The sequence below is a fragment of the Roseovarius maritimus genome (assembly GCF_043355895.2).
Taxonomy (GTDB): Bacteria; Pseudomonadota; Alphaproteobacteria; order Rhodobacterales; family Rhodobacteraceae; genus Roseovarius; species Roseovarius maritimus.
Genome location: NZ_JBHFPF020000008.1, coordinates 62,980 through 83,019 on the forward strand (window position 1 = coordinate 62,980; position 20,040 = coordinate 83,019).

The 20,040-nt window shown below is 65.3% G+C and carries 18 protein-coding genes; 13 read left to right on the plus strand and 5 right to left on the minus strand.

Annotated features, from left to right (window positions below; translation table 11 throughout):
- Nucleotides 1–11 precede the first annotated feature (11 nt).
- The 4 genes from ACEWPM_RS14420 (at nucleotide 12) to recR (ending at nucleotide 3,269) form a co-directional block, all read left to right on the plus strand.
- A complete protein-coding gene (locus ACEWPM_RS14420; RefSeq protein WP_393962997.1) occupies nucleotides 12–1,802 on the plus strand; it encodes a DNA polymerase III subunit gamma/tau in 1,791 nt (596 codons plus the stop codon).
- Nucleotides 1,799–2,176 carry a hypothetical protein gene (locus ACEWPM_RS14425; RefSeq protein WP_393962998.1) on the plus strand — a complete coding sequence of 126 codons (378 nt, stop codon included), beginning with the start codon at nucleotides 1,799–1,801 and terminating at the stop codon, nucleotides 2,174–2,176. The genes ACEWPM_RS14420 and ACEWPM_RS14425 overlap by 4 nt, the downstream gene beginning before the upstream one ends.
- A 79-nt stretch (nucleotides 2,177–2,255) precedes the next feature.
- Complete coding sequence (locus ACEWPM_RS14430) at nucleotides 2,256–2,600, plus strand: YbaB/EbfC family nucleoid-associated protein (RefSeq protein ID WP_393962999.1); 345 nt, start codon at nucleotides 2,256–2,258, stop codon at nucleotides 2,598–2,600.
- 75 nt (nucleotides 2,601–2,675) lie between these two features.
- The gene (recR, locus tag ACEWPM_RS14435) at nucleotides 2,676–3,269 is read left to right on the plus strand and encodes a recombination mediator RecR (protein ID WP_393963000.1); all 594 of its coding nucleotides are present in this window, start codon (nucleotides 2,676–2,678) and stop codon (nucleotides 3,267–3,269) included.
- Between the two features lie 61 nt (nucleotides 3,270–3,330).
- On the opposite strand, the gene ACEWPM_RS14440 is transcribed toward recR, so the two are convergent.
- The 4 genes from ACEWPM_RS14440 to ACEWPM_RS14455 form a co-directional block, all read right to left on the minus strand.
- Nucleotides 3,331–4,971, minus strand: a complete 1,641-nt coding sequence (locus tag ACEWPM_RS14440; RefSeq protein ID WP_393963001.1) for a DUF4139 domain-containing protein — start codon at nucleotides 4,969–4,971, stop codon at nucleotides 3,331–3,333.
- Nucleotides 4,972–5,229: 258 nt separating this feature from the next.
- Nucleotides 5,230–6,252, minus strand: coding sequence for an aspartate-semialdehyde dehydrogenase (locus ACEWPM_RS14445; RefSeq protein ID WP_393963002.1), 1,023 nt, complete (start codon nucleotides 6,250–6,252; stop codon nucleotides 5,230–5,232).
- Nucleotides 6,253–6,325: 73 nt separating this feature from the next.
- Nucleotides 6,326–7,501, minus strand: a complete 1,176-nt coding sequence (locus tag ACEWPM_RS14450; RefSeq protein ID WP_393963003.1) for an MFS transporter — start codon at nucleotides 7,499–7,501, stop codon at nucleotides 6,326–6,328.
- A 117-nt stretch (nucleotides 7,502–7,618) separates the two neighbouring features.
- A complete protein-coding gene (locus ACEWPM_RS14455) occupies nucleotides 7,619–8,542 on the minus strand; it encodes a histone deacetylase family protein (protein WP_393963004.1) in 924 nt (307 codons plus the stop codon).
- 116 nt (nucleotides 8,543–8,658) lie between these two features.
- Here ACEWPM_RS14455 and ACEWPM_RS14460 point away from each other — a divergent pair, with 116 nt between their 5' ends.
- The 9 genes from ACEWPM_RS14460 to ACEWPM_RS14500 all read left to right on the plus strand — a co-directional run bounded on the left by ACEWPM_RS14460 (nucleotide 8,659) and on the right by ACEWPM_RS14500 (nucleotide 19,378).
- On the plus strand, nucleotides 8,659–10,011 hold the full coding sequence (locus ACEWPM_RS14460; protein WP_393963005.1) for a mechanosensitive ion channel family protein: 1,353 nt from the start codon (nucleotides 8,659–8,661) through the stop codon (nucleotides 10,009–10,011).
- A gap of 123 nt (nucleotides 10,012–10,134) precedes the next feature.
- Nucleotides 10,135–10,599, plus strand: coding sequence for a ribosome silencing factor (gene rsfS / locus ACEWPM_RS14465; RefSeq protein WP_393963006.1), 465 nt, complete (start codon nucleotides 10,135–10,137; stop codon nucleotides 10,597–10,599).
- A complete protein-coding gene (gene rlmH / locus ACEWPM_RS14470; protein WP_393963007.1) occupies nucleotides 10,599–11,069 on the plus strand; it encodes a 23S rRNA (pseudouridine(1915)-N(3))-methyltransferase RlmH in 471 nt (156 codons plus the stop codon). Before rsfS ends, rlmH begins: the two co-directional genes overlap by 1 nt.
- Nucleotides 11,070–11,220: 151 nt before the next feature.
- Nucleotides 11,221–12,762, plus strand: a complete 1,542-nt coding sequence (gene gpmI / locus ACEWPM_RS14475) for a 2,3-bisphosphoglycerate-independent phosphoglycerate mutase (protein ID WP_393963008.1) — start codon at nucleotides 11,221–11,223, stop codon at nucleotides 12,760–12,762.
- Nucleotides 12,759–13,913: a murein hydrolase activator EnvC family protein gene (locus ACEWPM_RS14480; RefSeq protein ID WP_393963009.1), complete on the plus strand. Its 1,155-nt coding sequence runs from the start codon at nucleotides 12,759–12,761 to the stop codon at nucleotides 13,911–13,913. Before gpmI ends, ACEWPM_RS14480 begins: the two co-directional genes overlap by 4 nt.
- Nucleotides 13,914–13,916: 3 nt before the next feature.
- Nucleotides 13,917–15,257, plus strand: coding sequence for a S41 family peptidase (locus ACEWPM_RS14485; RefSeq protein WP_393963010.1), 1,341 nt, complete (start codon nucleotides 13,917–13,919; stop codon nucleotides 15,255–15,257).
- A 75-nt stretch (nucleotides 15,258–15,332) separates the two neighbouring features.
- Nucleotides 15,333–15,815 carry an RNA pyrophosphohydrolase gene (locus ACEWPM_RS14490; RefSeq protein ID WP_393963011.1) on the plus strand — a complete coding sequence of 161 codons (483 nt, stop codon included), beginning with the start codon at nucleotides 15,333–15,335 and terminating at the stop codon, nucleotides 15,813–15,815.
- The gene (locus ACEWPM_RS14495) at nucleotides 15,812–16,309 is read left to right on the plus strand and encodes a hypothetical protein (protein ID WP_393963012.1); all 498 of its coding nucleotides are present in this window, start codon (nucleotides 15,812–15,814) and stop codon (nucleotides 16,307–16,309) included. Before ACEWPM_RS14490 ends, ACEWPM_RS14495 begins: the two co-directional genes overlap by 4 nt.
- Before the next feature lie 69 nt (nucleotides 16,310–16,378).
- Nucleotides 16,379–19,378, plus strand: coding sequence for an error-prone DNA polymerase (locus ACEWPM_RS14500; RefSeq protein ID WP_393963013.1), 3,000 nt, complete (start codon nucleotides 16,379–16,381; stop codon nucleotides 19,376–19,378).
- On the opposite strand, the gene ACEWPM_RS14505 is transcribed toward ACEWPM_RS14500, so the two are convergent.
- Nucleotides 19,375–19,962, minus strand: a complete 588-nt coding sequence (locus ACEWPM_RS14505) for a riboflavin synthase (protein ID WP_393963014.1) — start codon at nucleotides 19,960–19,962, stop codon at nucleotides 19,375–19,377. The two genes, ACEWPM_RS14500 and ACEWPM_RS14505, sit on opposite strands and share 4 nt — an antisense overlap.
- Nucleotides 19,963–20,040 lie beyond the last annotated feature (78 nt).

Here is a 20,040-nt window from a genome sequence, read left to right on the forward strand (position 1 = left end):
AGGCGCCCCACATGACCGACACCGCCCCTTCCGGCTACCGCGTTCTGGCCCGCAAATACCGGCCCGAAACCTTTGCCGATCTCGTCGGGCAGGATGCGATGGTGCGCACCCTCAAAAACGCGTTCGAGGCCGACCGCATCGCGCAGGCCTTCATCATGACGGGCATTCGCGGCACCGGCAAAACCACCACCGCGCGGATCATCGCCAAGGGGATGAATTGCATCGGCGCGGACGGAAACGGCGGGCCCACCACCGACCCCTGCGGCGTCTGCGAGCATTGCGTGGCCATCATGGAGGGCCGCCATGTCGACGTGATGGAAATGGACGCGGCCAGCCATACGGGCGTGCAGAACATCCGCGACGCCATCATCGAGACGGTCAGCTACCGCGCGGCCAGCGCGCGCTACAAGATCTTCATTATCGACGAGGTGCATATGCTCAGCACCTCGGCCTTCAACGCGCTATTGAAAACGCTTGAAGAGCCGCCGGCGCATGTCAAATTCATCTTCGCCACGACCGAGATCCGCAAGGTGCCGGTCACCGTTCTCAGCCGCTGCCAGCGCTTTGATCTGCGCCGCATCGAGCCTGAAGTGATGCTGAAGCTCATGCACCGCATCGCCGATAGCGAAGGCGCGCAGATCACCGACGATGCTCTGGCGCTGATCGTGCGCGCCGCCGAAGGCTCGGCCCGCGATGCCACCTCGCTCTTGGATCAGGCGATCAGCCATGGCGCGGGCGAGACGGGCGCCGATCAGGTGCGCGCCATGCTGGGTCTGGCTGACCGGGGCCGGGTGCTGGACCTTTTCGATCTTATCCTCAAGGGCGACGCGGCCGGCGCGCTGACCGAGTTGGGCGCGCAGTATTCCGATGGCGCCGATCCGCTGGCTGTCCTACGCGATCTGGCCGAGATCACGCATTGGACATCCGTGGTCAAGATCACCCCCGAGGCCGCCGACGATCCCACTATCGGCCCGGACGAGCGGGCGCGCGGCCTGCAAATGGCCGAGGCATTGCCTATGCGCGTGCTGACGCGCATGTGGCAGATGCTGCTGAAAGCGCTTGAAGAGGTTTCAGGCGCGCCCAACGCAATGATGGCCGCCGAAATGGCGGTGATCCGCCTGACCCATGTGGCCGATCTGCCCAGCCCGGAGGAACTCTTGCGCAAGCTGAAGGATACGCCGGTGCCAACGGACGCGCCCGGCGGTAACGCAGAGACCGGCGGCAGCGGTCACACGGCGCAGGCCAGTACCAGCGCCTATGGCGCACCGGCCAGTCAGCCGCCGCAAACGCACCAGTCGCATCAGCCCCGCGCCTCTGGCAGCAATGGCGCGGGCCAGACGCTCGCCCTCGCCTCGGACGCGGCCCTCGCCCATTACCCGAGCTTTCATCACGTGGTCGAGCTCATCCGCGCGAACCGCGACGTCAAGCTGCTGGTCGAGGTCGAGACCTGCGTCCAGCTGGCCGCCTATCAGCCCGGCCGGATCGAGTTCGTACCTACCGAGGGCGCACCGCACGACCTGGCCCAGCGCCTCGGCGCCGCGCTTCAACGCTGGACCGGCAACCGCTGGGCCGTGACGCTGGTCAACGAGGGCGGCGAGAAAACCATCGCCGCCAAGCGCGACGCCAAAGAGATGGCCCTGCGCAGCGAGGCCGAGGGGCACCCGCTCGTGCAGGCCGTCAAGGACGCCTTTCCCGGCGCTGAAATCATCGAAATCCGCACGGCCCGTCAGATTGAAAATGCGGCGATGGCCGATGCCCTGCCCGAAGTCGAGGATGAATGGGACCCGTTCGAAGAGGATTGATCACAGCCGCTGCGCTGCTCGTGCCCGGCGCGGCCCTGGCCGAGGTGTGTGACAAGGAACGCCCGGATTGGGACGGCGTGCCCGTCACGATGCTGGGTGAGGCGATCATCCTTTTCTCCACACCTGCCGCGCTCATCTTGCTTGCCGCCTCGGCCATCGCGGTCATGGCGCGCAGCCCTTGGGGCGCGCTCGTTCTCTGTGTGCTCTGGTCGGGCCTAACCATGATGGTGGCCGCCGCGGACCCGACGGGTTTGCGAGCTCAGGCCCTTGCCGAAGGATGCCTCGCCTCTCCCGCGCTCTTTATCGTGGCTGTCGCCGCGATTTGCGGCGCGATGATCCTGCATACCAGCCGCAAACCCAAAAGCGCGACCTGACCGCGCACGGCCCGGCCCCTTGTGCGATGCGGGTCGGCCCCGTATCTAACAACAAACACTTCAGCAATCGGAGACCGACATGTTCAAGGGACTGGGCCAGATGGGCGATATGGCCAAGATGATGAAGGCCGCGCAGGAAATGCAGAGCAAGATGGCCGAGCTGCAAGAGGAAATGCACACGCTCACCGTCACCGGCGAGAGCGGCGCGGGCCTCGTCAAGGCGGTCGCCACCTGCAAGGGCGAGCTCAAGAGCCTCGATATCGACCCCAGCATCTTTTCGGGCGACGACAAGGAAGTCGTCGAGGACCTGATTCTTGCCGCGATCAAGGACGCCCAAGGCAAGGCCAGCGACCGCGCTCAGGAAGAGATGAGCAAGCTGACCGAAGGCATGGGCCTGCCGGCCGACATGAAACTGCCGTTTTAGAGCGCGGCGCCGCTGCTTCATCTTGGGACAAATACTCTCGCCGAAGGCGCCCACCGTCATAGCCAGGACAATCTTGTGAGTTCGACCCGCGACATCGACAGCCTGATCGAGATGATGGCCCGGCTGCCGGGCCTCGGGCCGCGCTCGGCCCGGCGCGCGGTGCTGCACCTCATCGCCAAGCGCGAGATGAAGCTGATGCCGCTGGCGGACATGATGCAGACAGTCGCCGCCACCGCGCGCGAATGCGCGACCTGCGGCAATATCGGCACCTCCGAGATCTGCGATATCTGCATTGCGCCCAAACGCGCCAACGGTATGCTCTGCGTCGTCGAGAGCGTGTCGGACCTCTGGGCGATGGAGCGCGGCGGCAGTTATAAAGGGCGCTACCACGTTCTTGGCGGCACGCTCAGCGCGCTCGATCAGGTGGGGCCGGAACAACTGCGTATCCCGCAAATGATCCGGCGGATCGAGGAAGAGGAGATCGAAGAGGTTATCCTTGCCCTCGCCGCCACCATCGACGGGCAGACCACCGCGCATTACATCGCCGACCAGATCGAGGAGCGCGTGCGCCTCACATCGCTGGCCCAGGGCGTGCCCATCGGGGGCGAGCTCGATTATCTGGATGACGGCACGATCAGCGCGGCCCTGAGTGCCCGCAAGGATATCTGAGCGCCCTGCCTCACCCGTCCGGGATTTGAGTATTTTTCTAAAAAGATGCAGGCGGCCGCCCCTATCGGAGGACCTGATCCTCGGGCCACTGCATGCCGTATTCCAGTAGCAGATCGCGGGTCGCGCCCGGTTCAAGGTCGAACTCCCACGCCAGCACACCGGTCTGGCCGTCCACATCCACTTCGGTCGGGCGCGGCTCGGCCTGCCAGTCGATCTGCAGATCCTCCTGCTCGGAATAGGGCACCCGGTCGAGCACACGCAGCGGCCATGCTTCATCCGTCAGGTTCTCGACCTCGATCCGGGCGGTTTCGGTCAGATCGCTGGATTTGCGGATAAGGCCGCTGCCGCCCTCTTCGCGGTCCAGCGTCGTGCGCGTCAGGCGCAGGCCATCAATGGGGCCAAAAGATGCTTCGCTCGTTGCGCCCGCCGCGATCAGTTCGCCCCGCGTCTGGCCGATATAGGTGCTGCCCAAATAGTGATGCGTCTCGCCGGGCAGGATCAGCTCGCCCGTGTCATTGGTGAATTCGGCCATCAGGAACGCGCTGCTGTCATAGAGCGGCACGGCGCGCGCCTCGATCGTCGCCTCGGTTTCAAGCGTGCCGAGCGCGATGCGCAAGGCGTCCGCCCCGGATGCGACCGAGACGGGCGGCGCGTAATCATAGGTGACCGACAGACCATCGAACTCGGCGGAGGCAGTGACGATGGACGGCGCTTCGGAGGGCATCGGGGCCGCCTCGGCCATCACCATGCTGTCCATCTGGGCGCCCAGCGCCTCCTTGCGCAGCACCGGCTGGGGCGGGCCGATGCGGCGCAGGAGGGGGCCGATCTCGCTGGGCCGGGTCTGCTGGCTGGGCCGCACGGTCGACAGGGTCAGCGAAACGTCCTGCCAATTCTCGCCCGTGCTTTGGCTGAGATAAGCGCCGCGCTCGATGGTCAGCGCTCCGGTGTCGCGCGTAAGGGTCATGTCATAGACCGGCGCCCAGCCCGCATTCCAAGTCTGATATGTGACGGTCAGTGTGCCGCTGGTCTGGTCCGCCGCGGTGATCGAGACGGCCAGCATCGCGCGATCCTCATCTTCGGGCACCAGCGCGGCGAGGGCTTGGCGCGCCTCCTCCAGCGCCTCGATCTGGTCCTTGAGATCCCGCTCGGCGGCGGCGGCGGCACGGGTGGCATCATGCGCAGCCTCGCGCGCGGCCAGCGTCTGCTCACCAATCATCTGCGCCATGTCGCGCAGGGTGCCCACGTCCTGCGCCGCGATGCCGTCCCCCTGCCCCAGCTGAGCGAGGAAAGCGGTTTGCGCATTGGCCGCATCCACCGCCAGGCGCAGGCGGGCAATCTCGGCGCGCGCCGCCTCCAAGGCAATCTCGCGGCGCTCGACCTCGTCGCGGGCAGCTTCGATGGCGGCGCTTTGCGTGTCGCTGCGCGGAGGCTGGGCGGTGCGGCGCGTCGTGACGCTGCCCATCTCGGCACCCGAAACTTCAGCGCGGACGGTGGCGAGGTTGGTGTCCTGCGGCAGGTCGACAAGGATCAGCTCATGCTGACCGGCGGGCGCATCGAAGGGCACCGCGCGCCGCACCGTCGCGCCCTGCGGGTAGAGCGTGATTGCCGAGACACGGCTGGTCAGGGGAATGTCATCGGCCATCACCGTGCCCGGCAGGGCCAAAGCAAAGGTCAGGGACATAAGGGGGGCTGTCGCGCGCATGGGGCACCTCTTCGGCAATATGGCGCCAGTCTTTGGTGCGCGTGAATGGATTGCAAGCGGATCTGCCCAAGACTGCGCGGATTTACGCTATATTAAACTGTTCAGCGCCAAATAGCTGCATGATGTGGATTTATTGCTTAATGGCACTGGTGTTGCCAGCAATCACGCGCCGGGAGGCGGGATGGCCTGACATGCGGCGAACGCCAGGGGTTGCCCCCTCCCCGCGCGCTGCGATGCGCCGGGAAGGGGCTGGGCCTGTCAGCCCTTTTTCAGCACGCGCTGGCCCAGCGTCTCGGCGATCTGGACCGCGTTGAGGGCCGCGCCCTTGCGCAGGTTGTCGCTGACGCACCAGAGGTTCAGACCGTTCTCGATGGTGCTGTCCTGGCGGATGCGGCTGATGAAGGTGGCAAAATCGCCGACGCATTCGACGGGAGTGACGTAGCCGCCGTTCTCGCGCTTGTCGATCACCATGATGCCGGGCGCCTCGCGCAGGATGTCACGCGCCTCGTCCTCGTCGAGAAATTCCTCGAACTCGATGTTGATCGCCTCGGAATGGCCGACAAAAACCGGAACGCGCACGCAGGTCGCGGTGACCTTGATCGAAGGATCGACGATTTTCTTCGTCTCGGCGACCATCTTCCACTCTTCCTTGGTGTCGCCCGAGTCCATGAAGACGTCGATATGCGGGATCACGTTGAAGGCGATCTGCTTGGTAAATTTCTTGGCCGGCTTGTCGTCGGTGGGGTTGTAAATCGACTTGGTCTGATCCCAGAGCTCGTCGATGCCTTCCTTGCCGGCGCCGCTGACCGACTGGTAAGTCGAAACGACCACGCGCTTGATCCGGGCGCGGTCATGCAGCGGCTTGAGCGCCACGACCATCTGCGCGGTCGAGCAGTTGGGATTGGCGATGATGTTGCGCTTGTGCACCTGCTCGACCGCTTCGGGATTGACTTCGGGAACGACCAGCGGGATGTCGGCGTCGTAGCGATAGAGCGACGAGTTGTCGATCACGATGCAGCCGGCCTTGGCGGCCTTCGGGGCATAGATCTTGGTGGCGTCCGAGCCGATGGCGAAGAGCGCGATGTCCCAGCCGGTGAAATCGAACGCATCAAGATCCTTTGTCTTCAGCGTCTTGTCACCATAGCTGACCTCGCTGCCGATGGATTTTCGGCTGGCAAGCGCGACGACCTCGTCGGCGGGAAACTGGCGCTCGGCCAGGATGTTCAGCATTTCGCGGCCCACGTTGCCCGTGGCGCCTACGACGGCGACCCTGTAGCCCATCTGTGATAACTCCTGATGAAAATGCGATTTGGCTGGGCGCCTCATAGCCCGCATCGCCGCCATAGGAAAGGGGTCAGGCTGGCGCGTCGCGGCTGAAAAGGTAGGCAGCGGCGCCGATCAGCGACGCCGAGGCGAAGAAGGCGAAGAGCACCTGATAGGAGATGAGCGCGCCTGAGGCAGCAGTAACCTGCGCATGGATGCCGCCCGAAACCAGCTGCATGACACCGACACCCCCGATGCCGAAAAGGTTCATCAGCGTCACGCCTCGCCCCGCCAGATGCGGCGGGAAAAACCCGCGCGCATGGGCGATCATCACCGGGAAAGTGCCCCCAAAGAGGCCGATCGCCGCGCAAAGCGCGATGCCAAGCGCGGCGCTGTGACCGGCCAGCGCCGCCAGCGCCAGCGCCGACAGGCCGCACATGACGTTGCCGATCAGGATCACCCATTTATGCGTGCCGAACACACGGTCGAGCGGACCATAGACCAGCGTGCCGCAGATCATCGCGATACCCATCACCAGCGACGCCTGCCCCAGCTGCGAGGTGGTGAGGCCGAAAACATCGCTCAGATACGGCCCGATCCAGAGGCCGCGCACCGCGGCCGCCGGGGCGTAGCACGCGAACATCATCGGGATGATCGGCCAGAGCGCGCGCGTCTTGAGCAGGTCCAGAATAGACCCGCGCTGACCGCCCAGCGGCGCCTCGGGGTCGCGAACCACCAAAAACAGCGCCGCCGCGGCCCCAGCTGTCAGCGCTGCCAAGAGGACCATCGCGGCGCGCCAGCCAACGGTTTCAACCGCGAAGGCCATGGGCCAGGATGCACCAAGGTTGCCGATCGACCCGATGCCCAGCAGCAACGCGGCCATGGTGGCGAATTGGGCCGGGCTGCCTTGCCGCGCAAGGATGTAATAGGCCGAAACCAGCACCGGTGCGCAGCCTGCGCCGATCAAGGTCATCGCAATCTTGATGTGAAGGGCGCTGGCCGCCGCCGCGAAGAGCAGCGCCCCGCCAGCCCCGCCGAGCAGCAGCACAGCCGAAACCGTGCGCCGCGGGCCCAGCCGGTCCAGCGCCCAGCCGACGGGCAGTTGCGCGGCGGCAAAGGCAAGGAACCAAAGGCCGGATGCGATCGCGAGATCATCCGGCCCCGCGCCCACATCGCGCTCCAGCACGCTGCCGAGCACCGCGAGGAAAGCGCGGTAGAATTGGCTGAGCACATAGGTAAGGCACAAGAGCGAAAGACCGGCGCGCATAAGGATCCTCCGCGGCGAAGTTTGGCCTTTGGTGACATGCTGCGAAAGATGAAGCAAGCAGTGGGAAAGGAGAATGTGAGCATTTTAGAACCAACGAAGAGCGCCCGTTCAGGGCACTCAGCCGCGCGCGATCAGCACATCGACATGGGCCGCGGCGCTTGCTGCAAGAGACTCCAGATCATAACCGCCCTCAAGGCAGGAAATCTGACGGCCACCGCAATGCCTGTCGGCAAGGTCGCAAAGCTTTTCGGTGATCCAGGCAAAATCGTCGGTGCCAAGCTGAATGCTCGCCAGCGGGTCGTCCCGATGTGCGTCAAAACCGGCGGAAACGATCAGCAGCTCGGGCGCAAAGGCATCGGCCGCCGACAGGATGATGTCGGACATGGCCGCGCGGAACGCCGCGCTGCCATCGCCGGCATGCAGCGGCACGTTGACGACGTTGCCGTCCGTGCCCGTTTCGGACGGATAACCGGTGCCGGGGAAGAGCGGCATTTCGTGCGACGAAAGGTAAAGGATGCGCGGATCATCCTGAACCAGCGCCTGCGTGCCATTGCCGTGATGCACGTCGAAATCGACGATGGCGACGCGGCCCAGCCCGTGGTGGTCAATCGCGTGGCGCGCCGCCGCCGCGACATTGCCGAAGAAGCAAAAACCCATTGCTTGCTCCGCTTCGGCATGATGTCCGGGGGGACGCGTGGCGACAAAGGCGTTTCGGGCCGTGCCCTCGATCACCATGTCGACCGCGCGGATCGCTCCGCCCACACCGCGCCGCGCCGCGCGCATCGAGCCCGGCGAGACCCATGTATCGCCATCGATCGGAACGAGGCCCCGGGCCGGGATCAGCGCCTCGAGCGCGTCGATATGGCTCTGCGGATGCACGAGCCGCAGCTGGGTATCCGTGGCCAGGGGCGCCTCGAGCTGCATCAGTGCCTTTCCCTCCAGCGCGCGCAGAACGGCCTCAAGCCGCGCCACGCGTTCAGGGTGGCCGTCGGGCGTTACATGGTCGCGGCAATCGGGATGCGTGATCAGGGCGGTGGTCATACCCGCCATCATGGCCGGGCGCGCCCTTCGATGTAAACAGTATCATGAAGCGGAAAATCGGATGGCGTCATAGAGTGCGCTTGCCCGGTGATCCGGCGCATGCAAATCTGTGCGTCATGGCCACGGACCCCACCCTTCCCCCTGTCGAGCAGGCGCAGGACATCGCGCTGAGCCTCTGGTCGCAGGTGAACACATTCCTGATCGCGCTACTGCGACCGTGGAACGCCTATCAGATCGGTATCATCTTCGGTTTGATAGTGGCCGCGCATATCCTCCGTGCCGTTCTGGGGCCTCGCCTGCACGGCTGGATGCGCACGCGCGAGGGCTGGCCAAAATGGCAGATGCGCCTGCTGGTGATGACGCACAGGCGGCTACGTCTGATCTTTTTCGTCATATTGGCCGGGCTGACCTACAGCATCATGAAGGAGGTGACCTGGCCCAGCCGGTCCTACCTGATCGGCATCGCGGCCAGTCTGGGCCTTGCCTGGCTGATCATCGCCTTTGTCACACGCCTGATCGTGAACGGATTTCTGCGCGGTATCGTCCGCTACGTCGGCTGGATCTGGGCCACTTTGATCATCCTTGGCCTGACGGACGAGGCGCAGCGGCTGATGGAGAGCCTGGCCGTCAATCTGGGCGAGACACGCATCTCGGCCTGGATCGTAGCGCAGGCGATTGTCATCCTTGGCGCATTGTTTTTCGTGGCGCGCTTCGTCTCGCGCACGACCTCGGCCCGTATCGCCCGCAATGAAGAGATCTCGCCCTCGATGCAGGTGCTGGCGGTCAAGTTCCTGCAGGTGCTGCTCTACGGGGCCGCGTTCTTTATCGGGCTGCGCACCGTTGGCTTCGATCTCACCGGCCTTGCCTTCCTTTCGGGCGCGATCGGTGTCGGCCTCGGCTTTGGCCTGCAAAAGGTGGTCTCGAACCTCGTCTCGGGCATCATCATCCTGCTCGACAAGTCGATCAAGCCGGGCGATGTCATCAGCCTCGGCGAGACCTTTGGCTGGATCAATTCGCTGGGTGCGCGCTATGTCAGCGTGGTCACGCGCGACGGCAAGGAATACCTCATTCCGAACGAGGACCTGATCACCAGCCAGGTGGTCAACTGGTCGCATTCCAACGAATTCGTGCGGCTCGATATCTATTTCGGCACCGCCTATGGCGATGATCCGCACCAAGTGCGCAAGATCGCCATCGCCGCCGCCGCCTCTGTGCCCCGCGTCCTTAGCATGAAGTCGCCCGTTTGCCACATCGTCGGCTTTGGCGACAGCAGCGTCGACTATATCCTGCGCTTCTGGATCCGCGACCCCACCGAGGGGCTGACCAATATCCGCGGCAACGTCTATCTGGCCCTCTGGGACGCGTTCAAGGACAACGACATCTCGATTCCCTTCCCGCAGCGCGAGGTGCGGATGCTGAAGCAACCAGGCGAAGGCGCTGACAATCCAAGCCTAGCCGCGCTGGACTGACGGCGCATACCAGGCGCGCAGAGCATAAATTTGCGCTCAATCCGGTTGGCCCCGCATGCTTTGTTGAAACTTCGCCTCCGGATGGCTATTTTTAGGATAGGCCCGGCACCGGGGCAGGATCAGGTGCGCAGCCAGGAGGACGACGTTCTGTCCATTTCCGCCCAAGCGGCCAATGCCGCGACTACAACAACCGCAGGGACGCAGCCCGCACGATCGGACACTGCGACCAGCCAAGAGCAGCTTCAGCACATTCTCGCCTCGCTGGAGGCCGACAAGGCCGAAGATGTCGTGCAGATCGACCTGCGCGGCAAGTCCGCGATTGGCGATTACATGGTCATCTGTTCGGGCCGCTCGTCCCGCCAGGTCAGTGCCATCGCCGAGAAGCTGGTCGACAAGCTCAAGCATGATCTGGGCCGCGCCAGCCGGGTCGAAGGCCGCGAAACAGGCGACTGGGTGCTGATCGACACGGGCGATGTGATCGTTCATGTCTTTCGCCCCGAAGTGCGCGAGTTCTACCAGCTTGAGAAGATGTGGGTGCCCGCCGGCGGGCCCTCGTCCGAAGTGGCTTCGCCCACCAGCCCCGGCTGATGCGTCTGCATATCTGCGCGGTGGGCCGCATGCGTGCCGGCCCCGAGCGCGATCTTTTTGACGACTACATCACTCGCGCCGATCGCACCGGCCGCGCCTTGGGCCTTGGCCCCACAACCCTGCATGAGGTGGAGGACAAGAAAGGCGGCGGCCCCGCCGCCGAGGCCGCCCTGCTGGAGCGCGCCCTCCCCCAAGGCACCGTGCGCGTCGCGTTGGATGAGCGGGGGCAGATCGCCACTTCGCCCAAATTCGCGCGCAAACTGGCCGATTGGCGCGATGCGGGGCGCGGCGATCTGGCCTTTATCATCGGCGGCGCCGACGGGATTGACCCTGCCCTTCGCGCAACGGCGGATTTCAGCCTTTCGTTCGGCGCTATGGTCTGGCCCCATATGCTGGCCCGTGTGATGCTGGCCGAGCAGATTTACCGCGCCACGACAATCCTTGCGGGCGGGCCCTACCACCGGGCCTAGATGCTGCCTCTTTCATCCCGCGAAGCACCAATTATTCGCGCCAAAGACGCGCGGAAACGCAGGTTTAGCGCCAACACCGCGTGCAGCACTGTTCCAACCCGCCGCCATCTTGGATAGAACCCCATCAAGCGGCGCATTCCCGGAGCATGACATGACGATCCCCAAACCTGTGGTTCTGTGCATCCTCGACGGCTGGGGTCTGTCGGGTACCCAGGTCGGCAATGCCCCCGCCCTGGCGCAGACGCCCAATTTCGATGCCGCGATGGCAAGCTGCCCCCATGCGCAGTTGATCACCCATGGCCTTGATGTGGGTCTGCCCGAGGGGCAGATGGGCAATTCCGAGGTGGGCCACCTCAATATCGGCGCGGGCCGCGTGATCGAGATGGATCTGCGCCGCATCGACCGCGCGGTCGAGACAGGCACCTTCGCGGCCTTGCCCGCAGTGCGCCGTTTTGTCGAAGCGATGCGCGCCTCGGGCGGTACGGCGCATCTGATGGGCGTGCTCTCCGATGGGGGCGTCCATTCCCATATCAGCCACATGATCGCCGCCGCCAAGGCGCTGGCCGATGAGGGCATTCCAGTGGCGATCCACGCCTTTACCGACGGGCGCGACGTCGCGCAGATCTCGGCCAAATCCTATCTGGACGCGCTGCAGGAGGCCCTGCCGCCCGGCGCACGCATTGCCACAGTCTCGGGGCGCTATTATGCCATGGACCGCGACAACCGGTGGGAGCGCGTGTCGCTGGCCTATGACGCCATCGCCAAGGGTGAAGGCTACGAGGCCGAAACCGCCGCCGAGGCCATCGACAACGCCTATGGCAAGGGCCGAACCGACGAGTTCATCAAGCCGCGCGTTCTGGGCGATTACGCGGGCATGTGCGACGGCGACGGGCTGATGTGTCTCAACTTCCGCGCCGACCGCGCGCGCGAGATCCTCGCCGCCTTCGCCGATCCCGAGTTCGACAGGTTCGAAACCGGACCGCGGCCGAAATTCGCCATCGTCAGCGGCTTTACCGACTATTCCGCCCGCCACAAGACCTACATGGACTGCATCTTTCCCGACGAGACGCCGGAGAACACGCTGAGTATCTGGGTGGCCAAGCAGGGTCTGCGACAGTTCCACATCGCGGAGACCGAGAAATACCCCCATGTCACCTTCTTCCTGAACGGGGGACGCGAGGCGCCCGAGCCGGGCGAGGAGCGCTACATGGCCCCCTCGCCGCGCGTCGCCACCTACGATCTGCAGCCCGAAATGTCGGCCCCCGAGGTGACCGATCACCTGACCCGCGCAATCGAAGACGGGTATGACCTGATCATCGCCAATTACGCCAATCCCGACATGGTCGGCCATACCGGCGATCTGCCGGCCGCCATGGCCGCCTGCGAGGCCGTGGATGCCGGGCTGGGCCGTGTGATGGCGGCGCTGGAAAAGGCGGGCGGCGCGATGATCGTCACCGCCGATCACGGCAATTGCGAGACGATGATCGATCCGGCGACCGGCGCGCCGCATACCTCGCACACCACCAATCCGGTCCCCGTCATCCTGGTCGGTGGCCCAGAGGGCGCGGCGCTACGAAACGGGCGGCTCAGCGATCTGGCCCCGACTCTTCTGGCACTGATGGGCCTCGCCCCCCCGCCTGAGATGACGGGGCAATCCCTGATCGTCCCCGCGCCCGAGATGGTCCCCGAATGAGGCGCTGGGCGCTTGCTGCCGCGCTTGCGCTTGCGCCCCTCGCGGGTCTTGGGCAAAGCGGCGCCCCTTCTCCGGGGGACGAGGCGCGTGCGGCCTCCGAAATGCTGGCCGAAGCGACCCGCGCGCTGGACGACGCTGACGGCGCCGCCAGCCGGGTCAAGGCCCTCACCAAGACCGTGCGCGCCTTCGAGGCGGGTCTGCGCGCCATGCGCGTCGGCATGCGGCAGGCCGCCATCCGCACCCAGACGCTGGAGCGTGATCTGGCCTCGCGCGAGGATGAGATCGCGCAGCTTCTGGGCGTTCTCGGCTCAATCAACGCAACGCCCGCGCCTGTGACCCTGCTGCACCCATCGGGGCCGGTTGGCACGGCACGCTCCGGCATGCTTCTGGCCGATGTGACGCCCGCACTGAACGCGCGCGCCGCCGTGCTGCGCGCCGATCTTGAAGAGCTGGCTGCGCTCCGCGCGCTGCAGCAAAGCGCGGCCGACAAGCTGGAGACTGGCCTTGCCACGGCGCAGGAGGCGCGCACGCAGCTGAGCCAGGCGATTGCCGACCGGCAGGACCTGCCCCGCCGCTTTACCGAGGATCCAGTCAAGACCGCGCTGCTGATCGCCTCGGCCGAGTCGCTGAATGGCTTTGCCAGCGGGCTCAGCCAGATCGCCATGGACGAGGCGCCAGGCAGCCTGCCGGGCATCACGGACCGCAAGGGCCAGCTGCCCCTGCCTGTCGAGGGCCGCATTCTGCGGCGCGCGGGCGAAGCGGACGCGGCGGGCATCACCCGCCCCGGCATTGTGATGGCCGCCCCGCCCCGCGCGCTGGTCACCACACCCGCCGCCGCGACGCTGCGCTATCGCGGCCCCTTGCTGGACTACGGAAATGTTGCCATTCTGGAGCCGCAATCGGGAATTTTGCTGGTCTTTGCCGGAATGGACGTGGTCTATGGCGAGACGGGCCAGGTTCTGCCGGGCGGCAGCCCCGTCGGCCTGATGGGCGGTCTCGGCGCCCCGGGCGTCGCGGCCGATGACGAAATCGTGCCCGCCGAGCTGCTTGACGCAGCTACCGAGTGGACGCAAACCCTCTATATTGAGGTCAGGCAAGATGACACCGCCGTGGATCCCGCGCTGTGGTTCAAGACAGACAAGGATGAGTGATCTATGAAGAAATTCCTGATGGCCGCTGGTGCCGGCACCCTCGCCGGTGTGATCGTGACCACCCAGGTCGCGGCCCCGTTGATGGCCCAAGAGTCCGCGCGCAACACCAATGTCTATGAGCAGCTGGACCTGTTTGGCGACATTTTCGAGCGGATCCGCGCGCAATATGTCGAAGAGGTCGATGAGGGCGATCTGATTGAGGCGGCCATCAACGGCATGCTCACCTCGCTCGACCCGCATAGCAGCTATCTGCCCCCCGAGGATGCCGAGGACATGCAGGTGCAGACGCGGGGCGAGTTCGGCGGCCTCGGAATCGAGGTCACGCAGGAAGAGGGCTTCGTCAAGGTCGTCTCGCCGATCGACGGCACACCCGCCGCCAATGCAGGCGTCGAGTCGGGCGATTACATCACCCATGTCGATGGCGAGAGCGTTCTGGGCCTCAGCCTCGACGAGGCGGTGGACATGATGCGCGGCCCGGTGGGGAGTGAGATCGTCATCACTGTCGTGCGTGAGGGCGAGGCCGAGCCGTTCGACCTGTCCATCATCCGCGACACGATCAAGGTTACCGCCGTGCGCGCCCGGACCGAGCAGAAGGCTGTGGTGCTGCGCGTATCCAGCTTTAGCGACCAGACCTATCAAAACCTCGAAGACGGCCTTGCCGAAGAGATCGAGAAGGCGGGCGGCATCGACAAAATCAACGGCATCGTCATCGACCTGCGGAACAATCCCGGCGGCCTGCTGAACCAGGCGATCAAGGTATCGGACGCATTCCTCGAGAAAGGCGAAATCGTCAGCACTCGTGGCCGCGACCCGCAGGATGGCGAGCGGTTCAACGCCACCCCCGGCGATCTGGCCCAAGGCAAGCCCATCGTCGTGCTGATCAATGGCGGCTCGGCCTCGGCGTCCGAAATCGTTGCGGGCGCGCTGCAGGATCACAACCGTGCCGTTGTGGTGGGCACCAAGAGTTTTGGCAAGGGGTCGGTCCAGACGGTCATGCCCCTGCGCGGTGATGGCGCGATGCGCCTGACCACCTCGCGCTATTACACGCCCTCGGGTCGCTCGATTCAGGCGTTGGGCGTTTCGCCTGATATTCTGGTCGCCCAGCCGCGCCGCACTCCCGAGAGCGAGGACGAGGCCGAGAATGGCGCGCCGCCGCTGCTGCGGTCCGAGGCGGATCTGCGCGGTAGCCTCGACAATGACAGCCTCACCGAGGACGAGATCAAGCATATCGAGGAGACGCGCGAGCGGGCCGAGGAAAGCGCCAAGCTGCGCGAAGAGGATTACCAACTGGCCTATGCCGTTGATATTCTCAAGGGCCTGACCACGCTTAACGGCGCCAAATAATCGCGCTGACCCGGCGGCCCTCACGGAGCCGCCGGGCGCATCCGATCATCTGCCCTTCTGCACAGGAGCGCGCCCATGACCCCCGATCAGATCGCCGCCCTGCCATATCGCCCCTGCGTCGGCGTGATGCTGGCCAATGCAAGGGGCGAGGTCTTTGTCGGGCAGCGCATCGACAATGACGCGCCTGCTTGGCAGATGCCGCAAGGCGGGATCGATCCCGGCGAGGATGCCAGGGTTGCGGCCCTGCGCGAGTTGGTCGAGGAAACCGGCGTGACGCCCGATCTGGTCCGGATCGAGGCCGAAACCGCTACCATGGTGCGCTATGACCTACCCCATGATCTGGTGCCGCATATCTGGAAGGGCCGGTATCGCGGGCAGGAACAGAAATGGTTTCTCATGCGCTTTCATGGCCGGGACGACCAGATCGACATCGCTACAGATCACCCGGAATTCTCCGAGTGGCGCTGGTTGCCAGCCGCCGATCTGGCCGGTCACATCGTGCCTTTCAAACGGGCCGCCTATGCTGCGGTCCTCGATGAATTCGGGGATATCCTGTGATCCGCGCCACCTCTCTTCTCACAGTGGTGGGCCTCGCCCTTGCCGGCCCGGCCGCAGCCCTATCCTGCCTGCCCCATGATCTTGCTACGACGTTTCAGCGGATCGATGCCGCCCCCGAGACATACTTCGCGCTGCACGGCACTCTGGAGTTCGACGCGTCCCTCCTGCCCGAGGTCGACATGGCCAATCAGCAGGCCACCCCGCCCGAGACGAGGATCCCCGCGCGGATATCCGGCGAGGCGCTGGGGCGGGTCGGCTTCAACCGCCGGTTCGAGGGGCCCGTGACCCTGATCGCCAAATGCTTTGGCCCGTGGTGCGCACAGCCGCCTGCGGACGGCGATGTTCTGGCCTTCATCCGGCAGGATGACGAGAGTTTCACCCTTACCGTCGATCCCTGCGGCGGTGACGCGTTCTTCAACCCCGCGCCCCAAATGCTGGACAAGGCGCATCGCTGCTTTACCGGCGGCGACTGCGAGGCCGAGCAGCCCCAGTAACCCCATGATGAAAACCCCTCTCATGGGGACTCGGCATAAGAACAAAAAGTGAATATAACGTGACTCGCCATGCGAGATCACATCCCCTTCGCCGAGCTTTCGGCCCTCAGCAACTTCACTTTTCTCACCGGGGCCTCGCACCCCGAGGAGTATATGCAGCGCGCTGCCCTGCTGGGCCTGCCCGCCCTTGCCATCGCGGATGAGAACACCGTCGCCGGCATCGTGCGCGCCTATTCGGCGGCACGCGAGATTGCCCGCCACGTGGCCGAGCGGCGCGCGCTCGAGGCGCGAGACGGCCCCATCGGCCCGCCCGCACCGCAGCCGCGCGCGCCCGATTGGGCCAATGTGCCGCGCCTGATCCCCGCCGCCCGGCTGGTGCTGGAGGACGGACTGACCCTGACCGCCCTGCCGCAAAACCGCACCGGCTGGGCCAGCCTTTGCCGCCTGTTGACCACAGGGCGCCGGCGTGCGCCCAAGGGCGAATGCGATCTGCGTCTGGACGATCTGATTGAGGGCGCCGAGGGGCTGACGCTGCTGCTTCATGCGCCCGAGGCGGATCACACAGCATGGCGCAGGCACGCGCGCCGAATCGTGCGAGCCTTGGGAAAACATAGCTTTCTCATGATGGCGCCGCGCTATGACGGGCGCGATGCCCCGCGCTTTGACGCACAGGCGCGGCTGGCAGAGGCGCTTGGCCTAAAAACCATCGCCAGCGCCCAGCCGCGCATGCATCACGGGCGCCGCCGTCGTCTGGCCGACGTATTGACGGCGGTGCGCACGAATTGCCGCGTCGATGACCTGGGCCGCGCCGCGCTGGCCAACGGTGAATGCCGCCTACGCAGCGAGGCGGAGATGCGCCGCCTCTTCAAGGGCCATGAAGGCGCGGTGGAGCGCGCCGGCGCGCTGGCCACATCGCTGACCTTCTGCCTCAGCAGCCTGCGCTATGAATATCCCAGCGAGATCGCGGAGGGCGAGACGCCTACCGCCCGCCTGCGCCGGCTGGCCGAGGAGGGGCTGAAATGGCGCTATCCGTATGGGGCCAGCAAGCGGGTGCGCGGCCTCTTGGAGCATGAACTCGCCTTGATCGCCAAGCTGAAATACGAGCCCTATTTCCTGACCGTGCGCGATATCGTCGCCTTTGCCCGTTCGCGCGGCATCCTTTGCCAGGGGCGCGGCTCGGCGGCCAATTCGGTGGTCTGCTACTGCCTTGGCGTGACCTCGGTCAGCCCCGAGATCGGCACGATGGTCTTTGAACGCTTCGTTTCCGAGGCGAGAGACGAGCCGCCCGATATCGATGTCGATTTCGAGCATGAGCGCCGCGAGGAAGTGATCCAGCATATCTACGAGCGCTATGGCCGCCACCGCGCGGGCCTCTGCGCCACCGTGATCCATTATCGCGGCAAGCGCGCGATCCGCGAGGTGGGCCGCGCGATGGGACTGTCTCAGGACACGATCGGCGCGCTCTCCTCGCAGCTGTGGGGGTTCTTCTCGACCGGGGCGGTGGAACGCGAGAGAATGCAGGAGATCGGCCTCGACCCCGATGATGCGCGCCTCAAGCAGACCATGGCGCTGGTGCATGAGATCGAAGGCTTCCCGAGGCATCTGAGCCAGCATGTCGGCGGCTTTGTCGTGACCGAGGGCCGCCTCGATGAATTGGTGCCGGTCGAGAATGCCTCGATGGAGGGGCGCACGGTGATCTGCTGGGACAAGGACGATATCGAGGCGCTGGGCATCCTCAAGGTCGATGTGCTGGCGCTGGGCATGCTGACCTGCATCCGCAAGGCATTTGGCCTGCTTGCCCAGCATCACGGGCAGACATACGATCTGGCGACGCTGCCGCCCGAGGACAGCCGCGTCTATGACATGCTCTGCCGCGCCGACAGTATCGGCGTCTTTCAGGTGGAAAGCCGCGCGCAGATGAATTTCCTGCCGCGCATGCGCCCGCGCTGTTTCTACGATCTGGTGATCGAGGTCGCCATCATCCGCCCCGGCCCCATTCAGGGCGACATGGTGCATCCCTATATCCGCCGCCGGAACGGCGAGGAGAAGGTGACCTTTCCCTCGGACGAATTGGGCGCGGTGCTGGGCAAGACGCTGGGCGTGCCGCTCTTTCAGGAGCAGGCGATGCAGATCGCCATCGTCGGTGCTGGCTTTACCCCCGATCAGGCCGACCGGCTGCGCCGGGCGCTGGCCACCTTCAAGAAGCTGGGCAATATCAGCGAGTTTCGCACGCTATTTTTGCACGGCATGAAGACGAATGGCTACGAGGATGATTTCGCGCAGCGATGTTTTGCCCAGATCGAAGGCTTTGGCAGCTACGGTTTTCCCGAAAGCCACGCGGCCAGCTTCGCGCTGCTGGTCTACGCCTCGGCCTGGATCAAATGCCATCACCCGGCGATCTTTGCCTGCTCGCTGCTGAACGCGCAGCCGATGGGCTTCTACGCCCCCGCCCAGATCGTGCGCGACGCGCGCGAGCATGGGGTGGTGGTGCGGCCCGTCTGCATCAATTCCAGCTTCTGGGACAACACGGTCGAGCCGGATGGGATGGGCGGGCTGGCGCTGCGTCTTGGCTATCGCCAGATCAAGGGCATTGATGAGGAAAACGCCACATGGCTGAGCGCAGCGCGTGGCAACGGCTATGCCGCGCCCGGCGATGTCTGGCGGCGCGCGGGGTTGCCACCAAGCGTAATCACGCGGCTGGCCGAGGCCGATTGCTTTGCCGGCGAGGGGCTGACGCGGCGCGAGGCGCTCTGGCAGGCCAAGGCGCTGACGGCGGACCGGCCCCTGCCGCTCTTTGCCGGGGATCTGGGCGAGGAGATCCTGAACGAGCCTGCCGCCCATCTGCCTGCCATGACGCAGGGCGAGGAAATGGTGGAGGATTACGTGACCACGCGCCTCAGCCTCAAGACGCATCCGCTGGCATTGCTGAGGGCGCTATTGACGCCGGGTATGGAGATGGTGGGCGCAGACATGGCAGCCCCTGCGGGCCTTTCTGGCGGCGGAGCCTCCGGCGGGGATATTTCCAGCCAGAAGATGCACACGGGCGCGCCCCGTGCGGCGCGCACCTAGTCGAATTTGCGCAGGCGGGCGACGTAGCGGGCCATCGTGTCGATCTCGAGGTTCACGGCATCGCCCACGGCGGCGCGGCCCCAGGTCGTGACTTCCTTGGTGTGCGGGATGAAATTGATGCCGAAATTGCAGCCATCCACCTCGTTCACCGTCAGCGATGTGCCGTTCAGCGCGACCGAGCCCTTGGGCGCGATGAAGCGGGCCAACTCTTCGGGCGCGGCGAGCATGACGCGGGTGCTGTCGCCTTCGTCCTGCATGGCCGTGATGCGTGCGATCCCGTCGACATGGCCAGACACGATGTGACCGCCCAGTTCATCCCCGACCTTGAGCGCGCGCTCGAGATTGACGATGCGGTCCTCGCCCCAGTCGGACAGGTTCGTCTTGGACACTGTCTCGGCCGAGATTTCGACGTCGAACCAGTCATCCCCGGTCTCGATCACCGTCAGGCAGACACCGTCGCAGGCGATGGAGGCGCCAAGCGCGACAGTGCTCATGTCATAGCCGCAGCCGATACGGGCGCGCAGATCGCCGCGCTGCTCAAGTGCGCGAATGGTGCCTTGATCCGTGATGATGCCGGTGAACATATGCTGTCATCCCTGTCCCTGCTGCGCCCGACGTAGCCGCCCGGCGCGTATCCGGCAAGGTGGCACAGGGCATTTGTC